The following is a 23,084-nucleotide window of genomic DNA, read 5'->3' on the forward strand; positions in this document are numbered from 1 at the left end:
TTCGCTCGACTTGCATGTATTAGGCACGCCGCCAGCGTTCATCCTGAGCCAGGATCAAACTCTCCAATAAAGTTAGTTTGTCTAGCATCTAAAATAAAAATTGACGTTTCACGTTGTTTGTTTCGTTTAGTTTTCAAAGTTCAATATCGCGTTTCAGCGACTTTTATAATATATCATAGTATATTATTTTCGTCAACAAGTTTTTTCGATAAGTTGTATCTCTCATTTGCTGACTCTGCCTATTATATAGGCTTTCTCTTCCCTATGCAAGTATTATTATAAAAAAATAAAGAGAGGGAAAATCCCCTCTCTTATTCTTCTGAAGAAACCTCTTCACTCGTTTCTTCCTCTTCATCTTTTTGTGCTTTTGCTACCGTCGCTACCTCTTGGTCTTCCTCTAATCGAATTAGACGAACACCTTGTGTATTACGTCCCATTTGAGAGATTTGATCAACTGGCATACGAATAATAACGCCTGCCGCTGTAATTAACATAATATCTTCTTCACCTGTAACAGATTTAACAGCTACTAATTTACCGTTCTTATCTGTAATGTTACAAGTTTTCAGACCTTTACCACCGCGGCTTTGCAGACGGTATTCATCAATCGGTGTACGCTTTCCGTAACCATTTTTCGTTACAATTAGAACATTTACATCCTCTTCGACAATTTCCATACCTACAACTTGGTCTTCATCGCCCAACGTAATAGCTTTAACACCTGCAGCATTACGTCCCATAGAACGAACATCTTGTTCATTGAAACGAATTAGCATACCGTTACTTGTCCCGACAATAATATCCTTATCACCCGATGTTAAACGTACAGATATTACCTCATCCTCTTCACGAAGAGAAATTGCAATTAAACCATTTGTACGTATATTTGCAAATGATGAAAGTGGCGTTCTCTTAGAAACCCCTTGTTTTGTCGTAAAGAATAAGAACTGATCGTCACCAAATTCACGAATCGGAATAATAGCGTTAATCCACTCACCCTTATCTACCCCTAATAGGTTAATAATTGGTAGTCCTTTTGCAGTACGACTATACTCTGGAATTTCATATCCTTTCGTACGGTATACTTTACCCTTGTTTGTAAAGAATAAAATATGATCATGAGTAGACGTTGTTAATAAATGTTCAACAAAGTCATCATCATTCGTACCCATTCCTTGCACACCACGTCCCCCACGGTTCTGTGTTTTGTACGTAGAAGCTGGTAACCTCTTAATATAACCGTTATGAGTTAACGTAATCGCAATGTTTTGTTCAGGAATTAAATCTTCATCTTCAATAAATTCCATACCGCCAATTGTAATTTCTGTTCGTCTCTTATCATTGAAACGCTCTTTTACTTCTGTTAATTCTTCACGAATAATCTCAAGAACTTTTTCTTCATCTGCTAAAATCGCTTTTAATTCAGCAATTAACTTCATTAAGTCTTGATATTCTTGCTCAATTTTTTCACGTTCTAATCCAGTTAAGCGTTGCAGACGCATATCTAAAATCGCTTGCGCTTGTTTCTCACTTAAACCAAAACGTTCCATTAAGCCTTGCTTGGCAATATCTGCCGTTTTTGAACTACGAATTAACGTAATAACTTCATCAAGATGATCTAAAGCAATTCGTAATCCTTCTAAAATATGAGCACGTGCTTCTGCTTTTTCTAATTCATAAGCAGTACGTCTACGAATTACTACCTTCTGATGCTCTAAATAATGATATAGATTTTGTTTTAAATTTAGTACTTGTGGCTCCCCATTTACAAGAGACAACATATTAATACCGAAACTTGTTTGAAGCGCTGTATGTTTATATAGATTGTTTAATAGTACGTTTGCATTAGCATCACGACGTACTTCCATGACAATACGCATACCATTACGATCTGATTCATCACGTAAATCTGTAATACCTTCAATTTTCTTATCGCGAACTAATTCTGCGATTTTTTCAATTAATCGTGCCTTATTAACTTGATAAGGTAGTTCAGTTACGATAATAGATTGTTTACCGTTTGACTTCTCTTCAATTTCAACCTTAGCACGAAGCATAATGGAACCGCGACCTGTTTCATAAGCTCTTCGAATTCCACTTCTTCCTAAAATTAAACCTGCCGTCGGAAAGTCTGGACCGGGAATGTATTCCATTAATTCCGCGATAGTAATATCAGGATTATGACTTAATGCCAGCACACCATCAATTACTTCGCCAAGCTGATGCGGCGGTATATTTGTTGCCATACCAACAGCAATACCTGTTGTACCGTTTACTAATAAATTAGGGAAACGCGCTGGTAGTACTATCGGTTCTCTTTCGGAACCATCATAGTTATCTTGATAATCAATTGTATTTTTTGAAATATCACGTATTAATTCCATAGAAATCTTAGACATTCTTGCCTCTGTATAACGCATTGCAGCTGCTGAATCTCCATCTACAGAACCGAAGTTACCATGCCCATCTACAAGCATATAACGTTGACTAAAATCTTGCGCCATACGTACCATTGTTTCATAAACGGCTGAATCACCATGAGGGTGATACTTACCGATTACTTCACCGACAATACGTGCTGATTTCTTATACGCTTTATCAGCTGTAATTCCTAAATCATTCATCGCATATAAAACCCTACGATGCACAGGTTTTAATCCATCACGAACATCTGGTAATGCACGAGATACGATAACACTCATTGCGTAATCTAAAAATGAGGTACGCATTTCATGACTAATATTAATTTCTCGAATTCGTGCTTGTTGTTGATTGTCTGACATCAACGAGCACCTCCTCTTACATTTCCGTTACACATACATTGATTTATATGTAGAAGACAGGAATACTTAGATTCCTGTCATTACTCATTTAAATATCAAGGTTCTTCACGTATTTTGCATTCTCTTGGATAAAGTTACGACGTGGCTCTACTTTATCTCCCATTAAAATTTCAAATGTTTCGTCTGCTTCAATTGCATCTTGAAGGGAAACTTGAAGTAATGAACGTACTTCTGGATCCATTGTCGTCTCCCATAGCTGAGTTGGATTCATTTCCCCTAGACCTTTATAACGCTGAATCCCTGGCTTAGGTTGGGCCGGTAATTCTGCTAAGATTTTTTCAAGTTCCTTATCGTTGTAAGCATATTGAATTTTTTTACCTTGTTGTATTTTAAACAACGGCGGCTGTGCAATATAGATATAACCACACTCAATTATTTGACGCATATAACGATAGAAGAACGTTAATAATAGGGTACGAATATGTGCACCATCAACATCGGCATCGGTCATAATAATAACCTTATGATAGCGTGCTTTTTCAATATCGAAGTCTCCACCAATATTTGTACCAATCGCCGTAATAATTGTACGAACTTCATCATTTGATAAAATCTTATCTAAGCGTGCCTTTTCCACATTAATAATTTTACCCTTCAGCGGTAAAATTGCTTGGAAATGACGATCGCGTCCTTGTTTTGCAGATCCACCCGCAGAGTCACCCTCTACGATGTAAATTTCACTAATTGCTGGATCTTTCGAAGAGCAATCAGCTAATTTACCAGGTAAACTTGAAACTTCTAACGCACTCTTTCGACGTGTCAATTCACGCGCTTTTTTCGCAGCTACACGTGCACGTGCAGCCATCGTACCTTTTTCTACAATTTTTCGCGCTACATTAGGATTTTCTAGTAAGAACTTTTCAAACGCCTCTGAGAATACAGACTCTGTAATTGTTCTCGCTTCACTATTCCCAAGTTTTGTCTTCGTTTGTCCTTCAAATTGTGGATTTGGATGCTTGATTGATACAATTGCTGTTAAACCTTCACGAACATCCTCACCAGTTAAATTACTGTCCGCATCTTTTAAAATGCTATTTTTACGACCATAGTCGTTGATTACACGAGTTAAAGCTGTTTTAAAACCTACCTCATGTGTACCACCTTCATACGTATGGATGTTATTCGTAAATGAGTAAATATTATTTGTGTATCCCTCGTTATATTGAAGAGAAACCTCAACCTGAATACCATCTTTTGAACCTTCTACGTACACAGGCTCTTCATGAATCGGTTGTTTTGAGCGATTTAAATGCTCAACGTATGATTTAATTCCACCTTCGTAATGGAATTCTTTCTTTTGCTTATGTTCACGTTTATCTTCAATTGTTAATTTAATATTACGATTTAAAAACGCTAATTCACGCATACGAGTTGCTAGTGTATCAAAATCGTATACTGTTGTTTCTTGGAAAATTTCCGGATCTGGTTTAAATCGAGTTATTGTTCCTGTTTGATCTGTGTCACCAATGACTTTTAAATCCGCAACCGGAATACCTCTTTCGTATTTTTGGTAATGGATTTTACCTTCACGATGTACAAATACTTCTAATTCTGTTGATAGAGCATTTACAACCGATGCCCCAACACCATGTAAACCACCAGAAACTTTATAACCGCCACCGCCAAATTTACCACCGGCGTGGAGAACAGTCATAATAACTTCTACAGCTGGACGTCCCATTTTTTCTTGTATACCAACCGGAATACCACGCCCATTATCCGTTACACGAATACTATTATCTTCTTCGATACTAACATTAATTTCATCACAATAACCTGCAAGTGCTTCATCAATACTATTATCTACGATTTCCCACACAAGATGGTGAAGCCCTTTTCCACTTGTAGATCCAATATACATACCAGGGCGTTTCCGAACTGCCTCTAGTCCTTCAAGCACCTGTATCTGACTTTCATCATATGCATTTTCTTGCATTTGCTTTTGTTCCATTGACACAAAGATCACCTACTTTTCCATTTAAACAGGGGTTATTCCCTATCTATTTCACAATCTACAGTGCCGTTCGTTACATGAATTGTTTTCGCTTCTTTTAATGTTTCGTGTTCAATTCCGTCGACACTCGTCGTTGTAACAAATGTTTGCACTTTTCCTTGAATTGTATTTAAAAGATGTGATTGACGATAATCATCTAATTCTGATAAAACATCATCCAACAAAAGGATTGGATATTCTTTAACCTCTGAATAAATCAATTCAATTTCAGCTAATTTTAGGGATAGTGCGGTCGTTCGTTGTTGTCCTTGCGAACCAAAGACTTGAACATTTTTACTATTAACGAAGAATTGTAAATCGTCACGATGAGGACCAATTAAAGTCGTACCACGGAAAATTTCACGTTGTTTCACAGATTGAAAACTTTCATAGTATACTTCTTTTATTTTCGACAAATCCATTGATTCTGATACATCTACACTTGGTTTATAGACAATTTCTAACTCTTCTAATCCACGGCTTATACCTCGATGAATTGGAGCTGCCCATTCCTGTAGCAAATGCAAAAATTCAAAACGTTTTTGCAGTATTTTCGCACCATGCTCAATTAGTTGAAGTGTAAATACATCCAACATCGTTTCCTCATTCTTACTATTCCCTTGCATTTTTTTCAACAAGTGATTTCGTTGCGTGAGCACCTTTTGATATTGACTTAATTCATACAAATATACAGGAGCTATTTGTCCTAATTCCATATCTAAAAAGCGTCTTCTTACTTGAGGGCTTCCTTTTACAAGATTTAAATCTTCTGGGGCAAACATGACAACGTTCATCACGCCAATATATTGACTTAACTTTTGTTGTTCAAGTTGATTTAATTTTGCCTTTTTACCTTTTTTCGAAATATTTAATTCCAAAGACAAAGAACTGTTTCTTTTTTGTAATTTCCCCTTTATTTGACCAAAATCTTCATCCCAGCGGATAAGTTCGCGATCATTAGAGGTTCTATGAGATTTCGCCATCGCTAAAACATAAATAGCTTCCATCAAATTTGTTTTCCCTTGTGCATTTTCGCCGATAATTACATTTACCTTATCTTCAAAGGAAAGCTCTAATTTTTCATAATTGCGATAGTTTTTTAATTGTATTTCTGAAATAAACAAAGGGCTCCCCCTTTATGCCTGAACTTGGAAAGTTCCGCTTCCTGGAATTTCAATAACATCATTCGCATATAGTTTGCGACCTCTTCTATTTTCAAGTTCGTTGTTCACGTACACTTCATATTCTTGTAAAAACCATTTTACAGCGCCACCTGTATCAATTACATCAGCTAACTTTAAAAATTGTCCTAGTGTAATATACTCTGTTGAAATTTTAATACGTTTCATAAAATCGCTCACTTTCTGAAAGTGTTCATTCTTTCATTGTACTAAATAAACTAGCATTAGGAAAGTAATACCCAAAAATCAAATAAGGGCCACTAGCATCTTTAAACTAGCAACCCTTATTCCTTACCTAGTAAGTACGAACCGGTAAAATTAATTGAATAATTGAATCATCATTTACTGTACGAATTAAGAACGGTCTCATTGCTCCAGTAAAGCTAACTTTAATCTCTGTACTATCCAAAGCTTTTAATGCATCCATCATATATTTTGCACTAAAAGATATTTTTAACTCTTCTCCATCTACTTTTTCGCATTGTACTTCTTCGACAACTTTTCCGATTTCTGGTGAATTCGAAGAAATCTCTAGCATTTCTTGCTCTAAAGTTGATAATTTAACAACGTTATTGCGGCCATCTCTTGCTAATAGTGAAGCACGATCAATTGCTTGTAGGAATTCTTTTGTATTTACAAAAATATCCGTTTTACTCTCTGCTGGAATTAAACGTGTCGTATCAGGATAATTTCCTTCTAACAATCTTGAGAAGAATAATAAATGTTTTGTACGGAATAATACTTGATACTCCGTAATAACGATATCTACCATTTCTTCAGACTCATCTAAAATTTTACTTAATTCATTTAAGCTCTTACCTGGAATAACAACATTAGCTTGGAATTCATCTGCAATGTTATGTCCTTCAATTTTTGCTTTTCGAAGTGCCAGTCTATGACTATCTGTTGCAATACAAGTTAACTCGCTGTTATATACCTTCCAGTTTACACCTGTCAAGATCGGTCTTGTTTCAGAAGTAGAAACTGCAAATACAGTTTGTCTGATCATATGCTTAAGTAAATCTGTTGGTATCTTAAATACATGATGTTCTTCAATCTGTGGCAATAACGGATATTCTGCAGAATCTAAACCATTTAAGTTAAACTCTGATTTTCCAGATTTTATTTTTGTCATAAAATGATTTTCTACAGAAATTTCGACAGTGTCTTTAGGTAGTTTTTTTACAATCTCACTAAAATATTTTGCCTGTAAAACAATGCTTCCTGATTGAGCAATTTCTACGATTTCTTTTCCATCTTCTTCGACTGGAATAAACGATTCAATAGAAATATCAGCATCGCTTCCTGTTAATGTAACCCCTTCTTCAGTAGCTACAACTTTAATTCCCGTAAGGATGGGGATTGTTGTACGAGAAGAAACTGCCTTCATTACATCTTGTACACCTCTTACAAGATAGTCTTTTTGTATTGTAAAACGCATAAAGAAAAACCTCCGGTAAGTATAAGATTTTATTTAATTAATAAAGATAAAAAAATAGTAGTAATAGTAATAGGGCTTGTGGATATGTGGATAACCCCTATAAAGGATGTAAAAACAGTCTATCTACATGTGGATAGACTGTGCGTAAAACAAGGTAAGTTATTCACACTATTCAGCTACTACTTTAAAATACCATTAATTTCTTCAACTTGCTTTTGTAATTGCGTATCGGTTTTTAGTAGTTTAGAGATTTTTTCATGGGCATGGATAACTGTTGTATGATCACGTCCACCAAATTCTTCACCTATTTTTGGTAAAGAGGAATCTGTAAGCTCGCGCGATAAATACATTGCAATTTGGCGAGGAAACGCAACTGATTTGGTACGTTTTTTCGCTTTAAAATCTTCTAATTTCACTTGATAAACATCCCCGACAGCTTTTTGAATATCATAAATAGAGATAATTTTTGGCTTAGAATTTGGAATAATATCTTTAAGTGCTTCAGCTGCTAAATCAGCATTAATATCTTTATTAATTAAAGATGAATAAGCTACAACTCGGATAAGTGCACCTTCTAATTCACGAATATTTGAATCAATTTGATTTGCGATATAAAGCATAACTTCATTTGGTATATCAAGCCCTTCAGCTTTTGCTTTTTTGCGTAAAATCGCAATTCGTGTCTCTAAATCTGGCGGCGTAATATCTGTAATAAGCCCCCATTCAAAGCGGGAACGAAGACGATCTTCTAAAGTCGGAATTTCTTTTGGTGGTCGATCACTAGAAATTACAATTTGTTTACTTTCTTCGTGTAATGCATTAAATGTATGGAAAAACTCTTCTTGAGTTTGTTCTTTTCCAGCAAGAAATTGAATATCATCTATCAATAAAACATCTACGTTGCGATATTTATTACGAAAATCAACAGCCTTATTATCACGAATAGAGTTAATAAATTCATTTGTAAATTTTTCTGATGATAAATATACAACTTTTGCATTTGGATTATGTTCAATTACATAATGACCAATTGCGTGCATTAAATGCGTCTTTCCAAGCCCAACTCCCCCGTAAATAAAGAGTGGGTTATACGCTTTAGCTGGCGCCTCGGCTACAGCTAATGAAGCTGCATGGGCAAAACGGTTACCAGAGCCGATAACAAATGTATCAAATGTATATTTTGGATTTAACATGCTCTGTGGTAAATGAGCTGAATCATCTTGTGCTGGATTCGGCTTAACTGGAGGCAGATCAATATCCTCTTCAGCTTGACTTTGAGGAATAATAAAGCGAATTGCTAATTTTGCCCCTGTTAAATCGTATAGTGTTTCTGAAATTAGTTCGGAGTAATGAGATTCTAGCCAGTCACGAGCAAATTCATTTGGAGCTGTAATCGTTAATACGTCTTTCTTCAAGTTATGAGCCGTTGTTGATTTTAACCATGTCTCATAACTAGGCTTGCTTACCTTTTTTTCTAATTCTTTTAAGGCACTATTCCATAAATCAGAGATATTTTCCAAAGGTGTCCCTCCTTTACTAAGATGGTAAAAGAATAAGGTTGCGCAACAAATGTACAACCCAATAAATATAAAATGTATATTTATACGAAACGTATTTTAAAACCTAAAAACGTCGTTTGTATATGAGATAGGGTTTTCGACAAAAAAAGCAAATGTGGACAACTATTTACCCACATGTGATTAAAACTGTCCACATGTTATACACAAACTGTGGATAAAATAAAGGTGTGGAAAACTTATTCAAAGTGAAAACACAACTATAATATCAAAAAAAAGTGGCTATAGCAATGAATTTAAGAAAGTTATCCACAAAATCAATACCTTGTGGAATAAACTTGTCCACAACACGATATACTGTGTAAAAGTGCGAAAAAAGTTTGTGGATATAAAAAACGTGAAAAAACATTTATCCACAAGGAAATATAGATGCTGTGTAAAAGTATGTGAATAGGTTCAAAATGAATATTTGATGAAAATTTCTAGAACCATTGACATTTTCCTAGTTGATTAACTATAATTTATAGGACTGTCTTTAACAGATATTCCTCAGGGAGGTGTCATATAATGAAAAGAACTTACCAACCAAATAAACGTAAGCGCAGCAAAGTACATGGTTTCCGCAGCCGTATGAGCACAGCGAACGGACGTAAAGTGCTAGCAGCTCGTCGTCGTAAAGGAAGAAAAGTATTATCTGCGTAGACCACTGATCGTTCAGTGGTCTTTTTTTCTAATAATAGTGAATTTCCGCTGATGAAATACAGGAGTGTCAATTGATATGAAGAAAAAACATCGTATAAAGAAGAATGATGAATTCCAGGCGGTTTTTCAAAAAGGAAAATCAAATGCGAATCGTCAGTTTGTTGTATACCAATTAGATAAAGAAGAACAGCCAAACTTTCGCATCGGCCTTTCTGTTAGCAAGAAAATTGGAAATGCAGTAGTTCGTAATCGAATTAAGCGCATGGTCCGTCAGGCTATTACAGAGTTAAAAGATGAGATAGATTCTGGGAAAGATTTTGTTATAATAGCAAGGAAGCCTTGTGCAGAGATGACATATGAAGAAGTAAAGAAAAGCTTAATTCATGTCTTTAAACGCTCTGGTATGAAAAGAATAAAAAAGTAGCGTAAGGAAATGAATTACACTATATACATACCGATACAAGGAGGAGTAGGCTTTGAAAAAGAAATTAGGTTTACTAGCCATGGTCGTTGCATTAATGGCGATTGCCACCGGTTGTAGTGAAACGGGTCAGCCGATTACATCGAAAAGTACTGGGATTTGGAATGAATATTTCGTATATCCGCTTTCTCAGTTAATCACGTATTTTGCCGACTTATTTAACAGTAATTACGGTTTAGCAATTGTTATTACAACTCTTATCATTCGTTTTGCATTATTACCACTAATGATTAAACAAACGAAGAGTACGAAAGCGATGCAAGCGTTACAACCGGAAATGGTGAAGTTAAAAGAGAAATATAGCTCTAAAGATCAAGCGACACAGCAAAAACTGCAGCAAGAAATGATGCAGTTATATCAAAAAAATGGTGTAAATCCATTAGCTGGTTGTTTACCAATCTTTATTCAAATGCCAATTCTGTTCGCTTTTTATCATGCAATTATGAGAACAGCTGAAATTAAACAACATAGTTTCTTATGGTTCGATTTAGGACATGCAGACCCGTTCTATATCTTACCGGTCGTTGCAGCAATTACGACATTTATTCAGCAAAAGCTTGCAATGGCAGGAACAGCTGGTCAAAATCCGCAAATGGCAATGATGCTTTGGCTTATGCCGATTATGATTTTAATCTTTGCAATTAACTTCCCAGCCGCATTATCACTTTACTGGGTTGTTGGTAATATCTTTGGTATTGCTCAAATGTACTTTATCAAAGGGCCAGAAATTAAGGCTAGCAAAGCTGGAGGCTCAAGCAAGTGAGTGTAATTACTGCTAAAGGACAAACAGTCGAGCTGGCAGTAGAGGATGCTTTAAGGCAATTAAATACATCAAAAGATCGAGTAGATATAAATATTGTCGATGAGGGTAAAAGAGGATTCTTAGGTTTATTTGGGAATCGTCCTGCAGTAGTAGAAGTTGTATTGAAGAAAGATCCAATTCAAGAATGTGAAGAATATTTAAGAAATGTTATTCACGATATGGGTGTGGAAGTTGAGATTAGTAAAATTGTAAAAGGACGCGAAATTGAATTTACAATTTCTGGTGATAATGTAGGTGTTTTAATTGGGAAAAGAGGTAATACATTGAACTCTTTACAGTATTTAACAAAACTTGTCGCGAATCGTAACACGAAGCAGTATATCGGTATTACACTAGATGCTGAAAATTATCGTAGTAAAAGAAAAAGTACGTTAGAATCACTTTCTTATCGATTAGCGAAACAAGTATTTAATACGAAAAAAAGAGTTATTTTAGAACCGATGCCATCTTTTGAACGAAAAATTATTCATCAGGCATTATCAAATCATCAAGGTATCAATACAACTTCTGAAGGAAATGAACCACATCGGCATGTTGTAATATCTCCTAAATGACCGGTTGCTCAAATGAGTGCCGGTTTTTTTGAGCGGAAAATAGATGTGGATAACTAAAAAACACTAAACTTATCCACTGTGAATAAGTTTAGTGTTTTTTACATGGGGATATAATAAAATGAGTTATTCTTCTTTTGTAGATAGGTTCGTTATGGTATCCTAATAATTTAGTGAAAGAAATAATCATGTTGAAATAGAGATAAATAAGCAAGTGAGGTGAAAGGACATGGAATTTGATACAATTGCTGCGATTTCCACAGCGCTTGGAGAGGGTGCAATTGCCATTGTTCGAGTAAGTGGGGATGATGCGGTTGAGAAAGTTAATCGTATTTTTAAGGGGAAGGATTTAACAGAGGTTCCTTCTCACACTATTCATTATGGTCATATTGTTGATTTAGATACAAATCAAGTTATTGAAGAAGTTATGGTGTCTATTATGCGCGCACCAAGGACTTTTACACGTGAAAATATAGTGGAAATTAACTGTCACGGTGGACTTGTTTCAGTAAATAAAGTATTGCAACTTATTCTAGCACAAGGAGTACGATTGGCAGAACCGGGCGAATTTACAAAACGTGCTTTTTTAAATGGACGTATCGATTTATCACAAGCAGAAGCTGTTATGGATTTGATTCGAGCAAAAACAGATCGTGCGATGAATGTAGCAATTAATCAAATGGAAGGGCGATTATCTAAATTAATTGGTCTTTTGCGTCAAGAAATATTAGAAACATTAGCTCATGTTGAGGTAAATATAGATTATCCAGAATACGATGATGTAGAAGAGATGACACATAATATTTTAATTGAGAAAGCGACGCATGTTCGTTCGGAAATCGAAAAAATATTAGAAACATCAAAACAAGGGAAAATTTTACGTGAGGGTATTGCTACAGCAATTATCGGTAGACCCAACGTTGGGAAATCATCGTTATTAAATAGTCTTGTTCAGGAGAAAAAGGCAATTGTAACTGATATTGCAGGAACAACTCGTGATGTTATTGAAGAGTACGTTAACGTGCGTGGTGTACCTCTTAAACTTATAGATACAGCCGGTATTCGGGAGACAGAAGATGTTGTTGAACGAATTGGTGTGGAACGTTCAAAAGAAATGATGAGCCAAGCGGATTTAGTATTAGTTGTTGTCAACTATAGCGAGGCTTTAACAAATGAGGATGAAGATCTATTCCGTGCGGTACAAGGAAAAGACTTTATTGTTATTGTGAATAAGACTGATTTACCGCAAGCGATTGATATGGAACGTGTTACAGAGTTAGCCGCGGGAAATCGTGTTATTACAACATCCTTAATTGAGGAACAAGGAATAGATGAACTCGAAAAGGCAATAGCTGATTTATTCTTTGAAGGAACAATCGATTCTGCAGATATGACATATGTTTCTAATGCGAGACATATTGGATTATTAACACAAGCAGGAAAAACAATCGGTGATGCAGTTGAGGCGATTGAAAATGGTGTACCAATTGATATGGTACAAATTGATTTAACAAGAACGTGGGAAATACTTGGTGAAATTACTGGGGACACAGTGCATGAAAGCTTAATTGACCAGTTGTTCTCTCAATTTTGTTTAGGAAAATAATATAGTGAAGTTGTAGAAAGATAGAGATTATTAGGAGGAATAAACAATGGGATACAATGCCGGTTCATACGATGTCATAGTAATCGGTGCAGGTCATGCAGGATGTGAAGCTGGTCTTGCGGCAGCACGAATGGGCTCAAAAACATTAATGTTAACAATTAACTTGGATATGGTAGCATTCATGCCATGTAACCCTTCTGTTGGTGGACCAGCAAAAGGGATTGTTGTTCGTGAAATTGATGCATTAGGCGGAGAAATGGGACGTAATATTGATAAAACTCATATTCAAATGCGTATGCTAAATACAGGTAAGGGACCAGCCGTACGTGCACTTCGAGCGCAAGCTGATAAATTCTCTTACCAACATGAATTAAAGAAAACAATTGAAGAAACACCAAACTTAACGTTGTTCCAAGGAATGGTAGAGCGTTTAATCGTTGAAGAAGGTGTATGTAAAGGGGTAGTTACACAAGCTGGTGCAGAATATACAGCAAAAACAGTTGTAATTACAACTGGAACATTTTTACGCGGCGAGATTATCATGGGCGACTTAAAATATTCAAGTGGTCCAAATAACCAGCAACCGTCTATTACATTATCTGAGCATTTAGAGGAGCTTGGATTTGATCTTGTGAGATTTAAAACAGGGACACCTCCTCGTGTAAACAGTAATACAATTGACTACAGTAAAACAGAAATTCAACCAGGTGATGATAAGCCACGTGCATTCTCTTTTGAAACAACGAAATTTATTATGGATCAAATTCCATGTTGGTTGACATATACAAGTACAGAAACACACCGTTTAATAGATGAAAATTTACATCGTTCAGCTATGTATTCTGGTATGATTAAAGGAACAGGTCCTAGATACTGTCCTTCTATTGAAGACAAAGTAGTAAGATTTAATGATAAACCACGTCATCAAATTTTCTTAGAGCCAGAAGGGCGTAATACACAAGAAGTATATGTACAAGGTTTATCCACAAGCTTACCAGAAGATGTACAACGTGACATGCTTAGAACAATTCCAGGCCTAGAAAATGTTGAAATGATGCGTACAGGTTATGCAATTGAATATGATGCAATTGTGCCAACACAACTATGGCCAACACTTGAAACGAAAAAGATTAAAAATTTATATACAGCAGGACAAATTAATGGAACTTCTGGTTACGAAGAGGCGGCCGGACAAGGGCTTATGGCTGGAATTAATGCAGCATGCCGTTCTTTAGGTAAAGAAGAAGTTGTTTTAGGTCGCGAGGATGCTTATATTGGCGTCTTAATTGATGATCTTGTAACGAAAGGTACAAATGAACCATATCGTTTATTAACGTCTCGTGCAGAATACCGTCTATTATTACGCCACGATAATGCTGATCTTCGTTTAACTGAAGTTGGTCGTAAAATTGGATTAATTAAAGAAGAGCGCTATGAGCGATTTACAAATAAAAAATTACAAATTGAACAGGAAAAGGAACGTTTAAGCAGCATTATTATTAAACCACGTCCTGAAGTTCAAGAATTAATTCGCAATATTGGCGGAAGTGAATTGAAAGATGGAATACGTGCAAGTGACTTATTACGTCGTCCAGAGATGACATATGAGCATATTCATCTTTTAGTACCAAGTGAAGTAGAATTAAGTGATGAAGTTAAAGAACAAGTTGAAATTCAGATTAAGTATGAAGGATATATTGAAAAATCTTTACAGCAAGTAGAGCGTATGAAGAAAATGGAGAATAAAAAAATCCCTGTAGATATTGATTATGATGCGATTTCTAGCATTGCTTCAGAAGCTAGACAGAAATTGAAAGATGTTCGTCCACTTTCAATGGGGCAGGCTTCACGTATTTCTGGCGTAAATCCAGCGGATATTTCCATTTTACTTGTGTATATAGAACAAGGAAAAATTGCACGCGTATCGAACCAATAAATAGTAAGGAGATATTGCTAGATGAACATAGAACAATTTCAATCTATGCTAGAAGAGAAGGGAATCACCCTCTCTTCTAGACAGTTAGAGCAGTTCAAAATCTACTTTGAAACATTAGTAGAGTGGAATGAAAAAATGAACTTAACGGCTATTACAGAAAAAGAAGAAGTATATTTAAAACACTTTTTTGATTCCATTACAGCTGCTTTTTATTATGATTTTTCAAAACCATTCTCAATTTGCGATGTTGGTGCAGGGGCTGGATTCCCAAGTATTCCTTTAAAAATTTGTTTCCCGCATTTAAAAGTAACAATTGTAGATTCGTTGCAAAAACGTATTAATTTCTTAAATCACTTAGCACAAAAGTTAGAATTAAGTGATGTTGCATTTTGTCACGATCGTGCTGAAACGTTTGGGAAAAAAGAAGGTGTACGTGAATCATACGATATTGTAATGGCACGTGCAGTTGCGCGTCTTTCTGTATTAAGTGAGCTATGTTTACCGCTTGTAAAAGTTGGAGGAACATTCATTGCAATGAAAGGTGCAGCAGCAAACGAAGAAATTGAAAATGGCAAGTATGCTTTAGAGGTGCTAGGCGGAGAGTTAAAAGAGATGTCTACGTTCCAATTACCGTTTGAAGAGAGTGAACGTAATATTTTATTAATCGAGAAAAAGCGCAAGACACCAAAGAAATATCCACGCAAACCGGGAACACCCAATAAATTACCTATTGAAAAATAAATCTTATTAGACGTAAGATTAAATTATATAAATGAAAACGTAAATGTTTCATAGGAAACATTTTATGGAGAATAGTCAATAGGCCTAAAAGGTGGTGGAATATGTATGAAAAATACGTTTTCTCGTTTATTTGGCTTTGGAGATAAAGAGAGCGAATTCGAATTACAAGACGAAAGCCATGAAGAGATAGATAAAAAGGTATATGAAGAAATACAAGAAATTCCGATAGTAAATATTACCCCTAACCGTTATCAACCAAGAACAGTTTTTGATGATGCGCGTATTGATGAGCTAGCATTAACAATTCGTACACATGGACTTATTCAGCCGATTGTTGTAAGGCAATATGAGGATGATAAGTACGAGATTATTGCTGGAGAAAGACGTTTTCGCGCGGCAACAAAGTTAGGTTGGGAAAAGGTTCCTGCAATTATAAAGAACTTAAATGATACAGAGACAGCTTCTGTAGCTTTAATTGAAAACTTGCAACGTGAGGAACTAACGGCAATCGAGGAAGCTGTGGCATATCAAAAGCTGATTGAGTTACATAATTTAACACAAGAAGCATTGGCACAACGACTTGGAAAAGGACAATCTACAATCGCAAATAAGTTGCGATTGTTAAAGTTGCCTGAAGAAATAAAAAGTGCATTATTAGAAAAAAGCATTACAGAACGTCATGCCCGCGCTCTCATTCCTTTAAAAAATGAGGAATTACAACTGAAAGTTTTACAGGAAATTGTGGAGAAACAACTAAATGTAAAGCAAACAGAAGAACGAATTGCGAAGTTACTAGAGGAAGCGAAACCGAAGCGTAAGGCAAAGCAAAAAGCAGTAAGTCGAGATACGAGGATTGCTATGAATACAATTAGACAATCTTTACAAATGGTTACTGAAAGTGGTTTGAATGTTAATTCTGAGGAAGAAGAATTTGATGAGTACTATCAAATTACAATTAAAATTCCAAAGAAAAAATAATAATGACGTGCTAGAGACCTTATCCTATTGGAGAGGTCTCTTTTACTATATTTTCTTGTTAAATGAAGAAGGAGTTTAGAAATAAATTTTGAAGTTTAATAAAGGACGTAAAAGAAAAAGTTTTATTTCATGTTACAATAAACGTAATTGTTACTAGAATAAGATAGAAAGGTTGAAAGTAGGTGACATCATGGGAAAAATCATTGCTATTGCTAATCAAAAAGGCGGTGTTGGAAAAACAACAACATCTGTTAATTTAGGGGCTGGATTGGCGCAAGTAGGTAAAAAAGTCCTTCTTGTAGATATTGATGCTCAAGGAAATGCAACGACTGGTGTGGGAATTGAAAAATCTGAATTAGATCAATGTATTTACAACGTTCTTGTGGAAGATGCAGATGTTCAAGGGGTTATACAGAAAACCGCAACTGAAAACTTAGATGTTCTACCCGCTACAATTCAATTAGCTGGTGCTGAAATTGAATTGGTACCGACTATTTCCCGGGAAGTACGTTTGCAAAGAGCATTACAGCCAGTTCGTGATGAATATGACTATATTATTATCGACTGTCCCCCATCTTTAGGGTTATTAACGATTAATGCATTAACAGCAGCAGATTCTGTTATTATTCCTGTACAGTGTGAATATTACGCACTAGAAGGGTTAAGTCAGCTATTAAATACAGTTCGACTTGTACAAAAACATTTAAATAAAAATTTAGCAATTCAAGGTGTATTGTTAACAATGTTGGATGCCCGTACAAATTTAGGAATCCAAGTTATAGATGAAGTGAAAAAGTATTTTAGGGATAAAGTATATCGCTCGATTATTCCGCGTAATGTACGCTTGAGCGAGGCTCCAAGTCATGGGAAACCTATTATGCAGTATGACGCTAAATCAAGAGGAGCAGAAGTATATATAGATTTAGCAGAGGAAGTGATTGCAGGTGGCTAAAGGATTAGGAAGAGGAATTAATGTGTTTTTTCCTGATTTAGATGTGAAAGAAGAGGAAACAATTCAGGAGATTCTTGTAACTGAATTAAGGCCGAATCCATATCAACCGCGTAAACACTTTAATAAAGAGGCGATTCAGGAATTAGCAATTTCGATTAAGGAACACGGTATTCTACAACCATTAATTGCTAGGAAGAGCATTAAAGGATATGAAATTGTTGCAGGTGAAAGACGATTTCGTGCTGCGAAAGAGGCTGGTTTAGAAAAAGTACCTGCGGTTGTAAGACAATTAAATGAACAGCAAATGATGGAATTTGCTTTGTTAGAAAACTTACAACGAGAAGATTTAAATCCTATGGAAGAGGCAATGGCATACCAGATGTTAATGAATGAGCTAAATGTAACGCAAGAACAATTAGCGAAACGTCTTGGTAAAAGCAGACCTTACATTGCAAATTATACTAGGTTATTAAGCCTACCTTCTTTCGTACAAGATATGATTGCAAATGGTCAACTTTCAATGGCTCATGGGAGAACTTTACTTACGATAAAAGATGAAGAACAATTGAAGTCCTTATTGAAACGCATTGAAAAAGAAGGATTAAATGTTCGTCAATTAGAGAAAATCGTCCAAGAGATTAATCAACACGTTTCACGTGAAACAAAAAAAGTGAAAAAAGAGCGAAATATATTTTTCGTAGAACGTGAAACGTTCTTAAGAGAAAAGTTTGGCACAGATGTGAAAATTAAAGAGACGAAAAAAGAAAAAGGTAAAATCGAAATTGAATTTTTTAATAAAGAAGATTTAAATCGTATTTTAGAACTATTAGCACAGAAAAATTAAAAAGCAAACCATCTTATTATTTATAGATGGTTTGCTTTTTTTAATGCGGATAATTTTTGATCCGTCTCTTTTATACTTTGTGCGATTACATCAGCCATTTTCATGACTAAACTTAATCTTGTATTTTGAAGAACAAAAAACTCCATAAACCCATTTAGATTGACGATACCGTGTATGTGCAAATCACCAACTGCAGGTAATTTCTTATTCATAGCAGCTCCAGGTTTACTAGGTCCCTTTCCAGTAGTGATTGATCCGATATTTTGGGACTTTCCTAAACATGCATCAACAGCAATTATAAATGCAGTAGGATATTCTTTCTGTATATTCTGAATTTTCTCTTCTAAATTTAGCGCATGTACTGGCTCATCTAGTGTACCGAATACTTGGAGGTTTTGGATGTCTATTTGTTCAAGTTTTGTACCAACTAATGGGCCGAGTGCGTCACCTGTAGAGCGATCTGTGCCGATACAAACGAGAATGAGTGGTATATTAGTTTTAATAGGAATATGGGTAAGTAAGAAATTACTGATTATCTCGGAGGCTTCTAGATCTTGGTGCATAACGTTTTGAGTTTCTTTCTCAAAAAATGGTAAGCGAAAACTTCCAATATTCATGAAGCACCCATCCTTTTAATAAATTTTCAATATATGTTATATGGTGAGGAAAATGGAAAGTTATAAGTGCGTAATTTTTGCAAAATGTGAATGAAAACGGAAATAATAGTACTAGTATATATATATTCGTTCCATTTTATACCTGGATGTCGGGGATAAAATAGGATTAAAATCATAAAATTTTTTCAGCAATTAGGGGACTTCTGATACAATAATAAGGGTAACTAAAAAGAAATTTTAGCTAGAGAGGTAGAGGTACATGGATTTATTAGCGAAGTGGTTTAATTCTATGAAACAGTATTTATTAGATGCTGATCGTTGGGCTCATATTGGAGTTGCGACATTAAAAATATGTATTATTTTAACAATTGGTGCAGTTGTTGTGCGAATTGCAAGAGCGGTTGTACGAAATGCGTTTCGCATGGGAAGTCGTTCTCCAATTCAAATTTCAGAACGTCGTACAGTTACAGTAGCGAAATTACTTGAAAATATTGTAGCGTACGTTGTTATGTTCATTATGCTAATTGCGATTTTAGGTGTGTTTGATATTAATGCATCAGGTTTATTAGCGGGTGCTGGGGTAATTGGTTTAGCAGTCGGATTTGGTGCTCAAAGTTTAGTGAAAGATGTTATTACAGGTTTATTTATTTTGTTAGAAGATCAGTTTTCGGTTGGCGATTATGTTAAAATCGGTCAATTTGAAGGAGTCGTTTTAGAAATTGGACTTCGTACAACGAAAGTAAAGAGTTGGACAGGTGAAATTCATACTTTACCAAATGGAAGTATTGTTCAAGTTACTAACTACTCAGTTAGTAATAGTGTAGCGTTTGTTGATGTATCTATTTCATATGAGGCTGATATTGCGAAAGCAGAGCAAGTTATTGAAGATTTATTAGTAGAATTACCTTCAAAGTACGAAAAAATGGTAACAACACCTCAATTATTAGGTGTGCAAACATTAGCTGCATCAGAAGTTATATTACGTGTTATTGCTGAAGTAGAACCGATGCAACATGCAGTTATTGCAAGGGCACTTCGTAAAGAGATTAAAAATCGTCTTGATTTACATGGAATTGAAATTCCATATCCACGTATGGTTTTATATAATCGTGAAGAATTAGTTAGTGGAAAAGCAATTTAGTATGGAGAGGAGTTTGGAGAGTGGAGCAAAAGGAATATAACTTGTATGATGTTGTGGAAATGAAGAAAGCCCATCCATGTGGCGAGAATCGTTGGAAAATTATTCGTATGGGAATGGATATCCGCATTAAGTGCGAGGGGTGTGACCATTCAGTAATGATTCCTCGAAGAGAGTTTGATCGTAAGGTGAAAAAAATACTTGTGAAGCACGAAGAATAGAGGGAGAGTAACAGTTACAGTAGGTAACTGTTACTTTTTTTCGTTTGGCGGAAACTTGTCATTTTTTTCGTTACTATCTATAATGATGAAAGATTGAGACATAGGAGTGAAAAATATGGGATTAACGGCTGGGATTGTTGGATTACCTAACGTAGGGAAGTCCACTTTATTTAATGCAATTACACAAGCAGGAGCAGAATCTGCGAACTATCCATTCTGTACAATTGATCCAAACGTAGGGATTGTAGAAGTACCAGATGAGCGTTTAAATAAATTAACGGAATTAGTAGAACCGAAAAAGACTGTTCCGACTGTATTCGAGTTTACTGATATTGCAGGTATTGTAAAAGGTGCTAGTAAAGGTGAAGGTTTAGGAAATAAATTCTTATCTCACATTCGTCAAGTAGATGCAATTTGCCAAGTTGTTCGTTGTTTTGAAGACGAAAATATTACGCACGTTTCAGGGAAAGTAGATCCAATTGATGATATTGAAACAATCAATTTAGAGCTAATTTTAGCGGACTTAGAGTCTGTTGATAAGCGTATCGAGCGTGTTGCGAAATTAGCAAGACAAAAAGATAAAGAAGCGGTATATGAGCATGAAATTTTAGTTCGTTTAAAAGAAGCTTTTGAAGAGGGAAAACCAGCTCGTACTGTTGAATTTACAGAAGAGCAGATGAAGGTTGTTAAAGGCCTTCATTTACTTACAACAAAAGAAATGTTATACGTAGCGAATGTAAGTGAAGACGATGTTATCGATCCTTCGGAAAATAAATACGTACAAATGGTAAAAGAATTTGCAGCAAATGAAAATTCTCAAGTAATCGTTGTATGTGCAAAAATCGAATCAGAAATCGCTGAATTAGACGAAGAAGAGAAAAAAGTATTCCTTGAAGAATTAGGAATTGAAGAGTCTGGTTTAGATCAATTAATTCGTGCAGCATATGACCTATTAGGACTTGCTACTTACTTTACAGCTGGCGTTCAAGAAGTACGTGCTTGGACATTTAAACAAGGAATGAAGGCACCGCAATGTGCTGGTGTTATTCATACAGACTTTGAGCGTGGATTTATTCGTGCAGAAACAGTTTCTTACGATGACTTAATGACAAACGGTTCTATGACAGCTGCAAAAGAAGCTGGAAAAGTACGTTTAGAAGGAAAAGAATATATCGTAAAAGACGGAGATGTTATGCACTTCCGTTTTAACGTTTAATTTAATATTTCCTAGGAAAAATAAAGATATGAGCTTGGCAAATATATTATATGTTTGCCAAGTTTTTTATGTATTGGTGAGTTGATTCATATAACTTACTATGATATAATCTAAACTCGTGAGTAATTACTATAAATTAATTGCTCCTTGCCCATTACGGGCCGTTTAGACCAAAAGGAGGTGAAAGTGTAATGAGAAAGTACGAAATTATGTACATCATTCGTCCTGGCGTTGAAGAAGAAGCTCAAAAAGCTTTAGTTGAACGTTTTGCAGGTGTTTTAACAAACAATGGTGCAGAAATCATTAACACGAAAGAGTGGGGTAAGCGTCGTTTAGCTTACGAAATCAACGACTTACGTGAAGGTTTCTACATGATCTTAAACGTGAAATCTAACGCAGAAGCGATTAACGAATTCGACCGTTTAGCTAAGATCAACGAAGACATCCTTCGTCATATCGTTGTTAAAGAAGAAGAAAAATAATTGATATATAAGGGAGAGTGGTTCGATTGATGAATCGTGTTATCCTCGTTGGTCGTTTAACTAAGGACCCTGACTTACGTTACACGCCCAATGGTGTTGCAGTAGCTACTTTTACGTTAGCTGTGAATCGCGCATTTGCCAATCAACAAGGTGAGCGTGAAGCTGACTTTATTAATTGTGTAATATGGCGTAAACAAGCAGAAAACGTAGCAAATTATTTGAAAAAAGGTAGCTTAGCAGGCGTAGATGGACGTCTTCAAACTCGTAATTACGAGGGACAAGATGGTAAACGTGTATACGTAACAGAAGTTCTTGCGGAAAGCGTGCAATTTTTAGAGCCGCGTAATGGCGGTGGGGAGCAACGTGGTTCATTTAATCAGCAACCATCAGGAGCTGGTTTCGGTAACCAAGGCTCTAACCCATTTGGTCAATCTAGTAATTCAGGTAACCAAGGTAACTCTGGATTTACGAAGAATGACGATCCATTTTCAAATGTAGGTCAACCGATCGACATTTCCGACGACGATTTACCGTTCTAATACAGTAAATTTGTTAGTTTTAACAAAGAATGGAGGGAAATAGACATGGCAGGACGCAAAGGTGGACGTGCGAAACGTCGTAAGGTGTGTTTCTTCACAGCTAACGGCATCACTCGCATTGACTATAAAGATGTTGATTTATTAAAACGTTTCGTTTCTGAGCGTGGTAAAATTTTACCTCGTCGTGTAACAGGAACAAGCGCGAAATACCAACGCAAACTTACAGTTGCAATTAAACGTGCTCGTCAAATGGCACTTTTACCATATGTTGGTGAATAATAG

23 protein-coding genes and 1 rRNA gene are annotated in these 23,084 nt (G+C 35.7%); 16 read left to right on the forward strand and 8 right to left on the reverse strand.

What is annotated here, in order from left to right:
- From D1166_RS16595 to dnaA, 7 genes are all read right to left on the reverse strand, one after another.
- Nucleotides 1-70: ribosomal RNA gene (locus tag D1166_RS16595) — 16S ribosomal RNA — on the reverse strand; the annotation flags it as partial.
- A gap of 241 nt (nt 71-311) precedes the next feature.
- Complete coding sequence (gyrA, locus tag D1166_RS16600) at nt 312-2,783, reverse strand: DNA gyrase subunit A (protein WP_001282864.1); 2,472 nt, start codon at nt 2,781-2,783, stop codon at nt 312-314.
- A gap of 88 nt (nt 2,784-2,871) precedes the next feature.
- Complete coding sequence (gene gyrB / locus D1166_RS16605) at nt 2,872-4,794, reverse strand: DNA topoisomerase (ATP-hydrolyzing) subunit B (RefSeq protein ID WP_000435982.1); 1,923 nt, start codon at nt 4,792-4,794, stop codon at nt 2,872-2,874.
- Nucleotides 4,795-4,832: 38 nt separating this feature from the next.
- A complete protein-coding gene (gene recF, locus D1166_RS16610) occupies nt 4,833-5,960 on the reverse strand; it encodes a DNA replication/repair protein RecF (protein ID WP_000470745.1) in 1,128 nt (375 codons plus the stop codon).
- Nucleotides 5,961-5,972: 12 nt separating this feature from the next.
- Nucleotides 5,973-6,185, reverse strand: coding sequence for a S4 domain-containing protein YaaA (gene yaaA, locus D1166_RS16615; RefSeq protein ID WP_000821364.1), 213 nt, complete (start codon nt 6,183-6,185; stop codon nt 5,973-5,975).
- 127 nt (nt 6,186-6,312) lie between these two features.
- Entirely contained in the window at nt 6,313-7,458 is a 1,146-nt protein-coding gene (gene dnaN / locus D1166_RS16620; protein WP_001212884.1) for a DNA polymerase III subunit beta, read from the reverse strand.
- Nucleotides 7,459-7,637: 179 nt separating this feature from the next.
- Nucleotides 7,638-8,978, reverse strand: a complete 1,341-nt coding sequence (dnaA, locus tag D1166_RS16625) for a chromosomal replication initiator protein DnaA (RefSeq protein ID WP_000428017.1) — start codon at nt 8,976-8,978, stop codon at nt 7,638-7,640.
- A 564-nt stretch (nt 8,979-9,542) separates the two neighbouring features.
- Here dnaA and rpmH point away from each other — a divergent pair.
- The 10 genes from rpmH (at nt 9,543) to spo0J (ending at nt 18,589) form a co-directional block, all read left to right on the forward strand.
- Nucleotides 9,543-9,677: a 50S ribosomal protein L34 gene (gene rpmH / locus D1166_RS16630; protein ID WP_000831901.1), complete on the forward strand. Its 135-nt coding sequence runs from the start codon at nt 9,543-9,545 to the stop codon at nt 9,675-9,677.
- A 76-nt stretch (nt 9,678-9,753) separates the two neighbouring features.
- Nucleotides 9,754-10,101, forward strand: a complete 348-nt coding sequence (gene rnpA, locus D1166_RS16635) for a ribonuclease P protein component (protein WP_000726621.1) — start codon at nt 9,754-9,756, stop codon at nt 10,099-10,101.
- 52 nt (nt 10,102-10,153) lie between these two features.
- Nucleotides 10,154-10,921, forward strand: coding sequence for a YidC family membrane integrase SpoIIIJ (gene spoIIIJ, locus D1166_RS16640; RefSeq protein ID WP_000727737.1), 768 nt, complete (start codon nt 10,154-10,156; stop codon nt 10,919-10,921).
- Complete coding sequence (gene jag, locus D1166_RS16645; RefSeq protein ID WP_000111516.1) at nt 10,918-11,535, forward strand: RNA-binding cell elongation regulator Jag/EloR; 618 nt, start codon at nt 10,918-10,920, stop codon at nt 11,533-11,535. Before spoIIIJ ends, jag begins: the two co-directional genes overlap by 4 nt.
- A gap of 226 nt (nt 11,536-11,761) precedes the next feature.
- Nucleotides 11,762-13,138, forward strand: coding sequence for a tRNA uridine-5-carboxymethylaminomethyl(34) synthesis GTPase MnmE (gene mnmE, locus D1166_RS16650; RefSeq protein ID WP_000393769.1), 1,377 nt, complete (start codon nt 11,762-11,764; stop codon nt 13,136-13,138).
- A gap of 46 nt (nt 13,139-13,184) precedes the next feature.
- Nucleotides 13,185-15,074 (forward strand): tRNA uridine-5-carboxymethylaminomethyl(34) synthesis enzyme MnmG, encoded by a 1,890-nt coding sequence (mnmG, locus tag D1166_RS16655; RefSeq protein ID WP_000541055.1) that lies wholly within the window; start codon nt 13,185-13,187, stop codon nt 15,072-15,074.
- A gap of 21 nt (nt 15,075-15,095) precedes the next feature.
- Nucleotides 15,096-15,815, forward strand: coding sequence for a 16S rRNA (guanine(527)-N(7))-methyltransferase RsmG (gene rsmG, locus D1166_RS16660; protein WP_001019628.1), 720 nt, complete (start codon nt 15,096-15,098; stop codon nt 15,813-15,815).
- A gap of 105 nt (nt 15,816-15,920) precedes the next feature.
- On the forward strand, nt 15,921-16,793 hold the full coding sequence (gene noc, locus D1166_RS16665; protein WP_000799016.1) for a nucleoid occlusion protein: 873 nt from the start codon (nt 15,921-15,923) through the stop codon (nt 16,791-16,793).
- A gap of 190 nt (nt 16,794-16,983) precedes the next feature.
- Nucleotides 16,984-17,745, forward strand: coding sequence for a sporulation initiation inhibitor protein Soj (gene soj, locus D1166_RS16670; protein WP_000516114.1), 762 nt, complete (start codon nt 16,984-16,986; stop codon nt 17,743-17,745).
- Nucleotides 17,738-18,589: a stage 0 sporulation protein Spo0J gene (gene spo0J, locus D1166_RS16675; protein WP_001051829.1), complete on the forward strand. Its 852-nt coding sequence runs from the start codon at nt 17,738-17,740 to the stop codon at nt 18,587-18,589. Before soj ends, spo0J begins: the two co-directional genes overlap by 8 nt.
- 20 nt (nt 18,590-18,609) lie before the next feature.
- Here the strand turns inward: spo0J and yyaC are convergent, their stop codons facing one another.
- Nucleotides 18,610-19,206, reverse strand: coding sequence for a spore protease YyaC (gene yyaC / locus D1166_RS16680; protein ID WP_001020715.1), 597 nt, complete (start codon nt 19,204-19,206; stop codon nt 18,610-18,612).
- Between the two features lie 259 nt (nt 19,207-19,465).
- Here yyaC and D1166_RS16685 point away from each other — a divergent pair, with 259 nt between their 5' ends.
- From D1166_RS16685 to rpsR, 6 genes are all read left to right on the forward strand, one after another.
- Nucleotides 19,466-20,347: a mechanosensitive ion channel family protein gene (locus D1166_RS16685; RefSeq protein WP_000364815.1), complete on the forward strand. Its 882-nt coding sequence runs from the start codon at nt 19,466-19,468 to the stop codon at nt 20,345-20,347.
- A 20-nt stretch (nt 20,348-20,367) separates the two neighbouring features.
- Nucleotides 20,368-20,565: a DUF951 domain-containing protein gene (locus tag D1166_RS16690; RefSeq protein WP_000435485.1), complete on the forward strand. Its 198-nt coding sequence runs from the start codon at nt 20,368-20,370 to the stop codon at nt 20,563-20,565.
- A 115-nt stretch (nt 20,566-20,680) separates the two neighbouring features.
- Nucleotides 20,681-21,781, forward strand: a complete 1,101-nt coding sequence (gene ychF / locus D1166_RS16695) for a redox-regulated ATPase YchF (RefSeq protein ID WP_000524672.1) — start codon at nt 20,681-20,683, stop codon at nt 21,779-21,781.
- A 191-nt stretch (nt 21,782-21,972) separates the two neighbouring features.
- Nucleotides 21,973-22,263, forward strand: coding sequence for a 30S ribosomal protein S6 (gene rpsF / locus D1166_RS16700; RefSeq protein ID WP_001233778.1), 291 nt, complete (start codon nt 21,973-21,975; stop codon nt 22,261-22,263).
- Between the two features lie 26 nt (nt 22,264-22,289).
- On the forward strand, nt 22,290-22,802 hold the full coding sequence (gene ssb, locus D1166_RS16705; RefSeq protein ID WP_000981966.1) for a single-stranded DNA-binding protein: 513 nt from the start codon (nt 22,290-22,292) through the stop codon (nt 22,800-22,802).
- A gap of 45 nt (nt 22,803-22,847) precedes the next feature.
- On the forward strand, nt 22,848-23,081 hold the full coding sequence (rpsR, locus tag D1166_RS16710; protein WP_000918873.1) for a 30S ribosomal protein S18: 234 nt from the start codon (nt 22,848-22,850) through the stop codon (nt 23,079-23,081).
- Nucleotides 23,082-23,084: the final 3 nt, after the last annotated feature.

Origin of the sequence: Bacillus sp. ISO11 (assembly GCF_003458115.1) — a bacterium.
GTDB lineage: Bacteria > Bacillota > Bacilli > Bacillales > Bacillaceae_G > Bacillus_A > Bacillus_A cereus.

Bases quoted from the DNA above. Each gene is read 5' to 3' on its own strand.
- gyrB (WP_000435982.1), bottom strand. From the start codon at position 4,794: ATGGAACAAAAGCAAATGCAAGAAAATGCATATGATGAAAGTCAGATA.
- rsmG (WP_001019628.1), top strand. From the start codon at position 15,096: ATGAACATAGAACAATTTCAATCTATGCTAGAAGAGAAGGGAATCACC.
- rpsF (WP_001233778.1), top strand. From the start codon at position 21,973: ATGAGAAAGTACGAAATTATGTACATCATTCGTCCTGGCGTTGAAGAA.
- soj (WP_000516114.1), top strand. From the start codon at position 16,984: ATGGGAAAAATCATTGCTATTGCTAATCAAAAAGGCGGTGTTGGAAAA.
- rnpA (WP_000726621.1), top strand. From the start codon at position 9,754: ATGAAGAAAAAACATCGTATAAAGAAGAATGATGAATTCCAGGCGGTT.
- mnmE (WP_000393769.1), top strand. From the start codon at position 11,762: ATGGAATTTGATACAATTGCTGCGATTTCCACAGCGCTTGGAGAGGGT.
- rpmH (WP_000831901.1), top strand. From the start codon at position 9,543: ATGAAAAGAACTTACCAACCAAATAAACGTAAGCGCAGCAAAGTACAT.
- ychF (WP_000524672.1), top strand. From the start codon at position 20,681: ATGGGATTAACGGCTGGGATTGTTGGATTACCTAACGTAGGGAAGTCC.
- dnaN (WP_001212884.1), bottom strand. From the start codon at position 7,458: ATGCGTTTTACAATACAAAAAGACTATCTTGTAAGAGGTGTACAAGAT.
- yaaA (WP_000821364.1), bottom strand. From the start codon at position 6,185: ATGAAACGTATTAAAATTTCAACAGAGTATATTACACTAGGACAATTT.
- D1166_RS16685 (WP_000364815.1), top strand. From the start codon at position 19,466: ATGGATTTATTAGCGAAGTGGTTTAATTCTATGAAACAGTATTTATTA.
- yyaC (WP_001020715.1), bottom strand. From the start codon at position 19,206: ATGAATATTGGAAGTTTTCGCTTACCATTTTTTGAGAAAGAAACTCAA.
- rpsR (WP_000918873.1), top strand. From the start codon at position 22,848: ATGGCAGGACGCAAAGGTGGACGTGCGAAACGTCGTAAGGTGTGTTTC.
- mnmG (WP_000541055.1), top strand. From the start codon at position 13,185: ATGGGATACAATGCCGGTTCATACGATGTCATAGTAATCGGTGCAGGT.
- gyrA (WP_001282864.1), bottom strand. From the start codon at position 2,783: ATGTCAGACAATCAACAACAAGCACGAATTCGAGAAATTAATATTAGT.
- noc (WP_000799016.1), top strand. From the start codon at position 15,921: ATGAAAAATACGTTTTCTCGTTTATTTGGCTTTGGAGATAAAGAGAGC.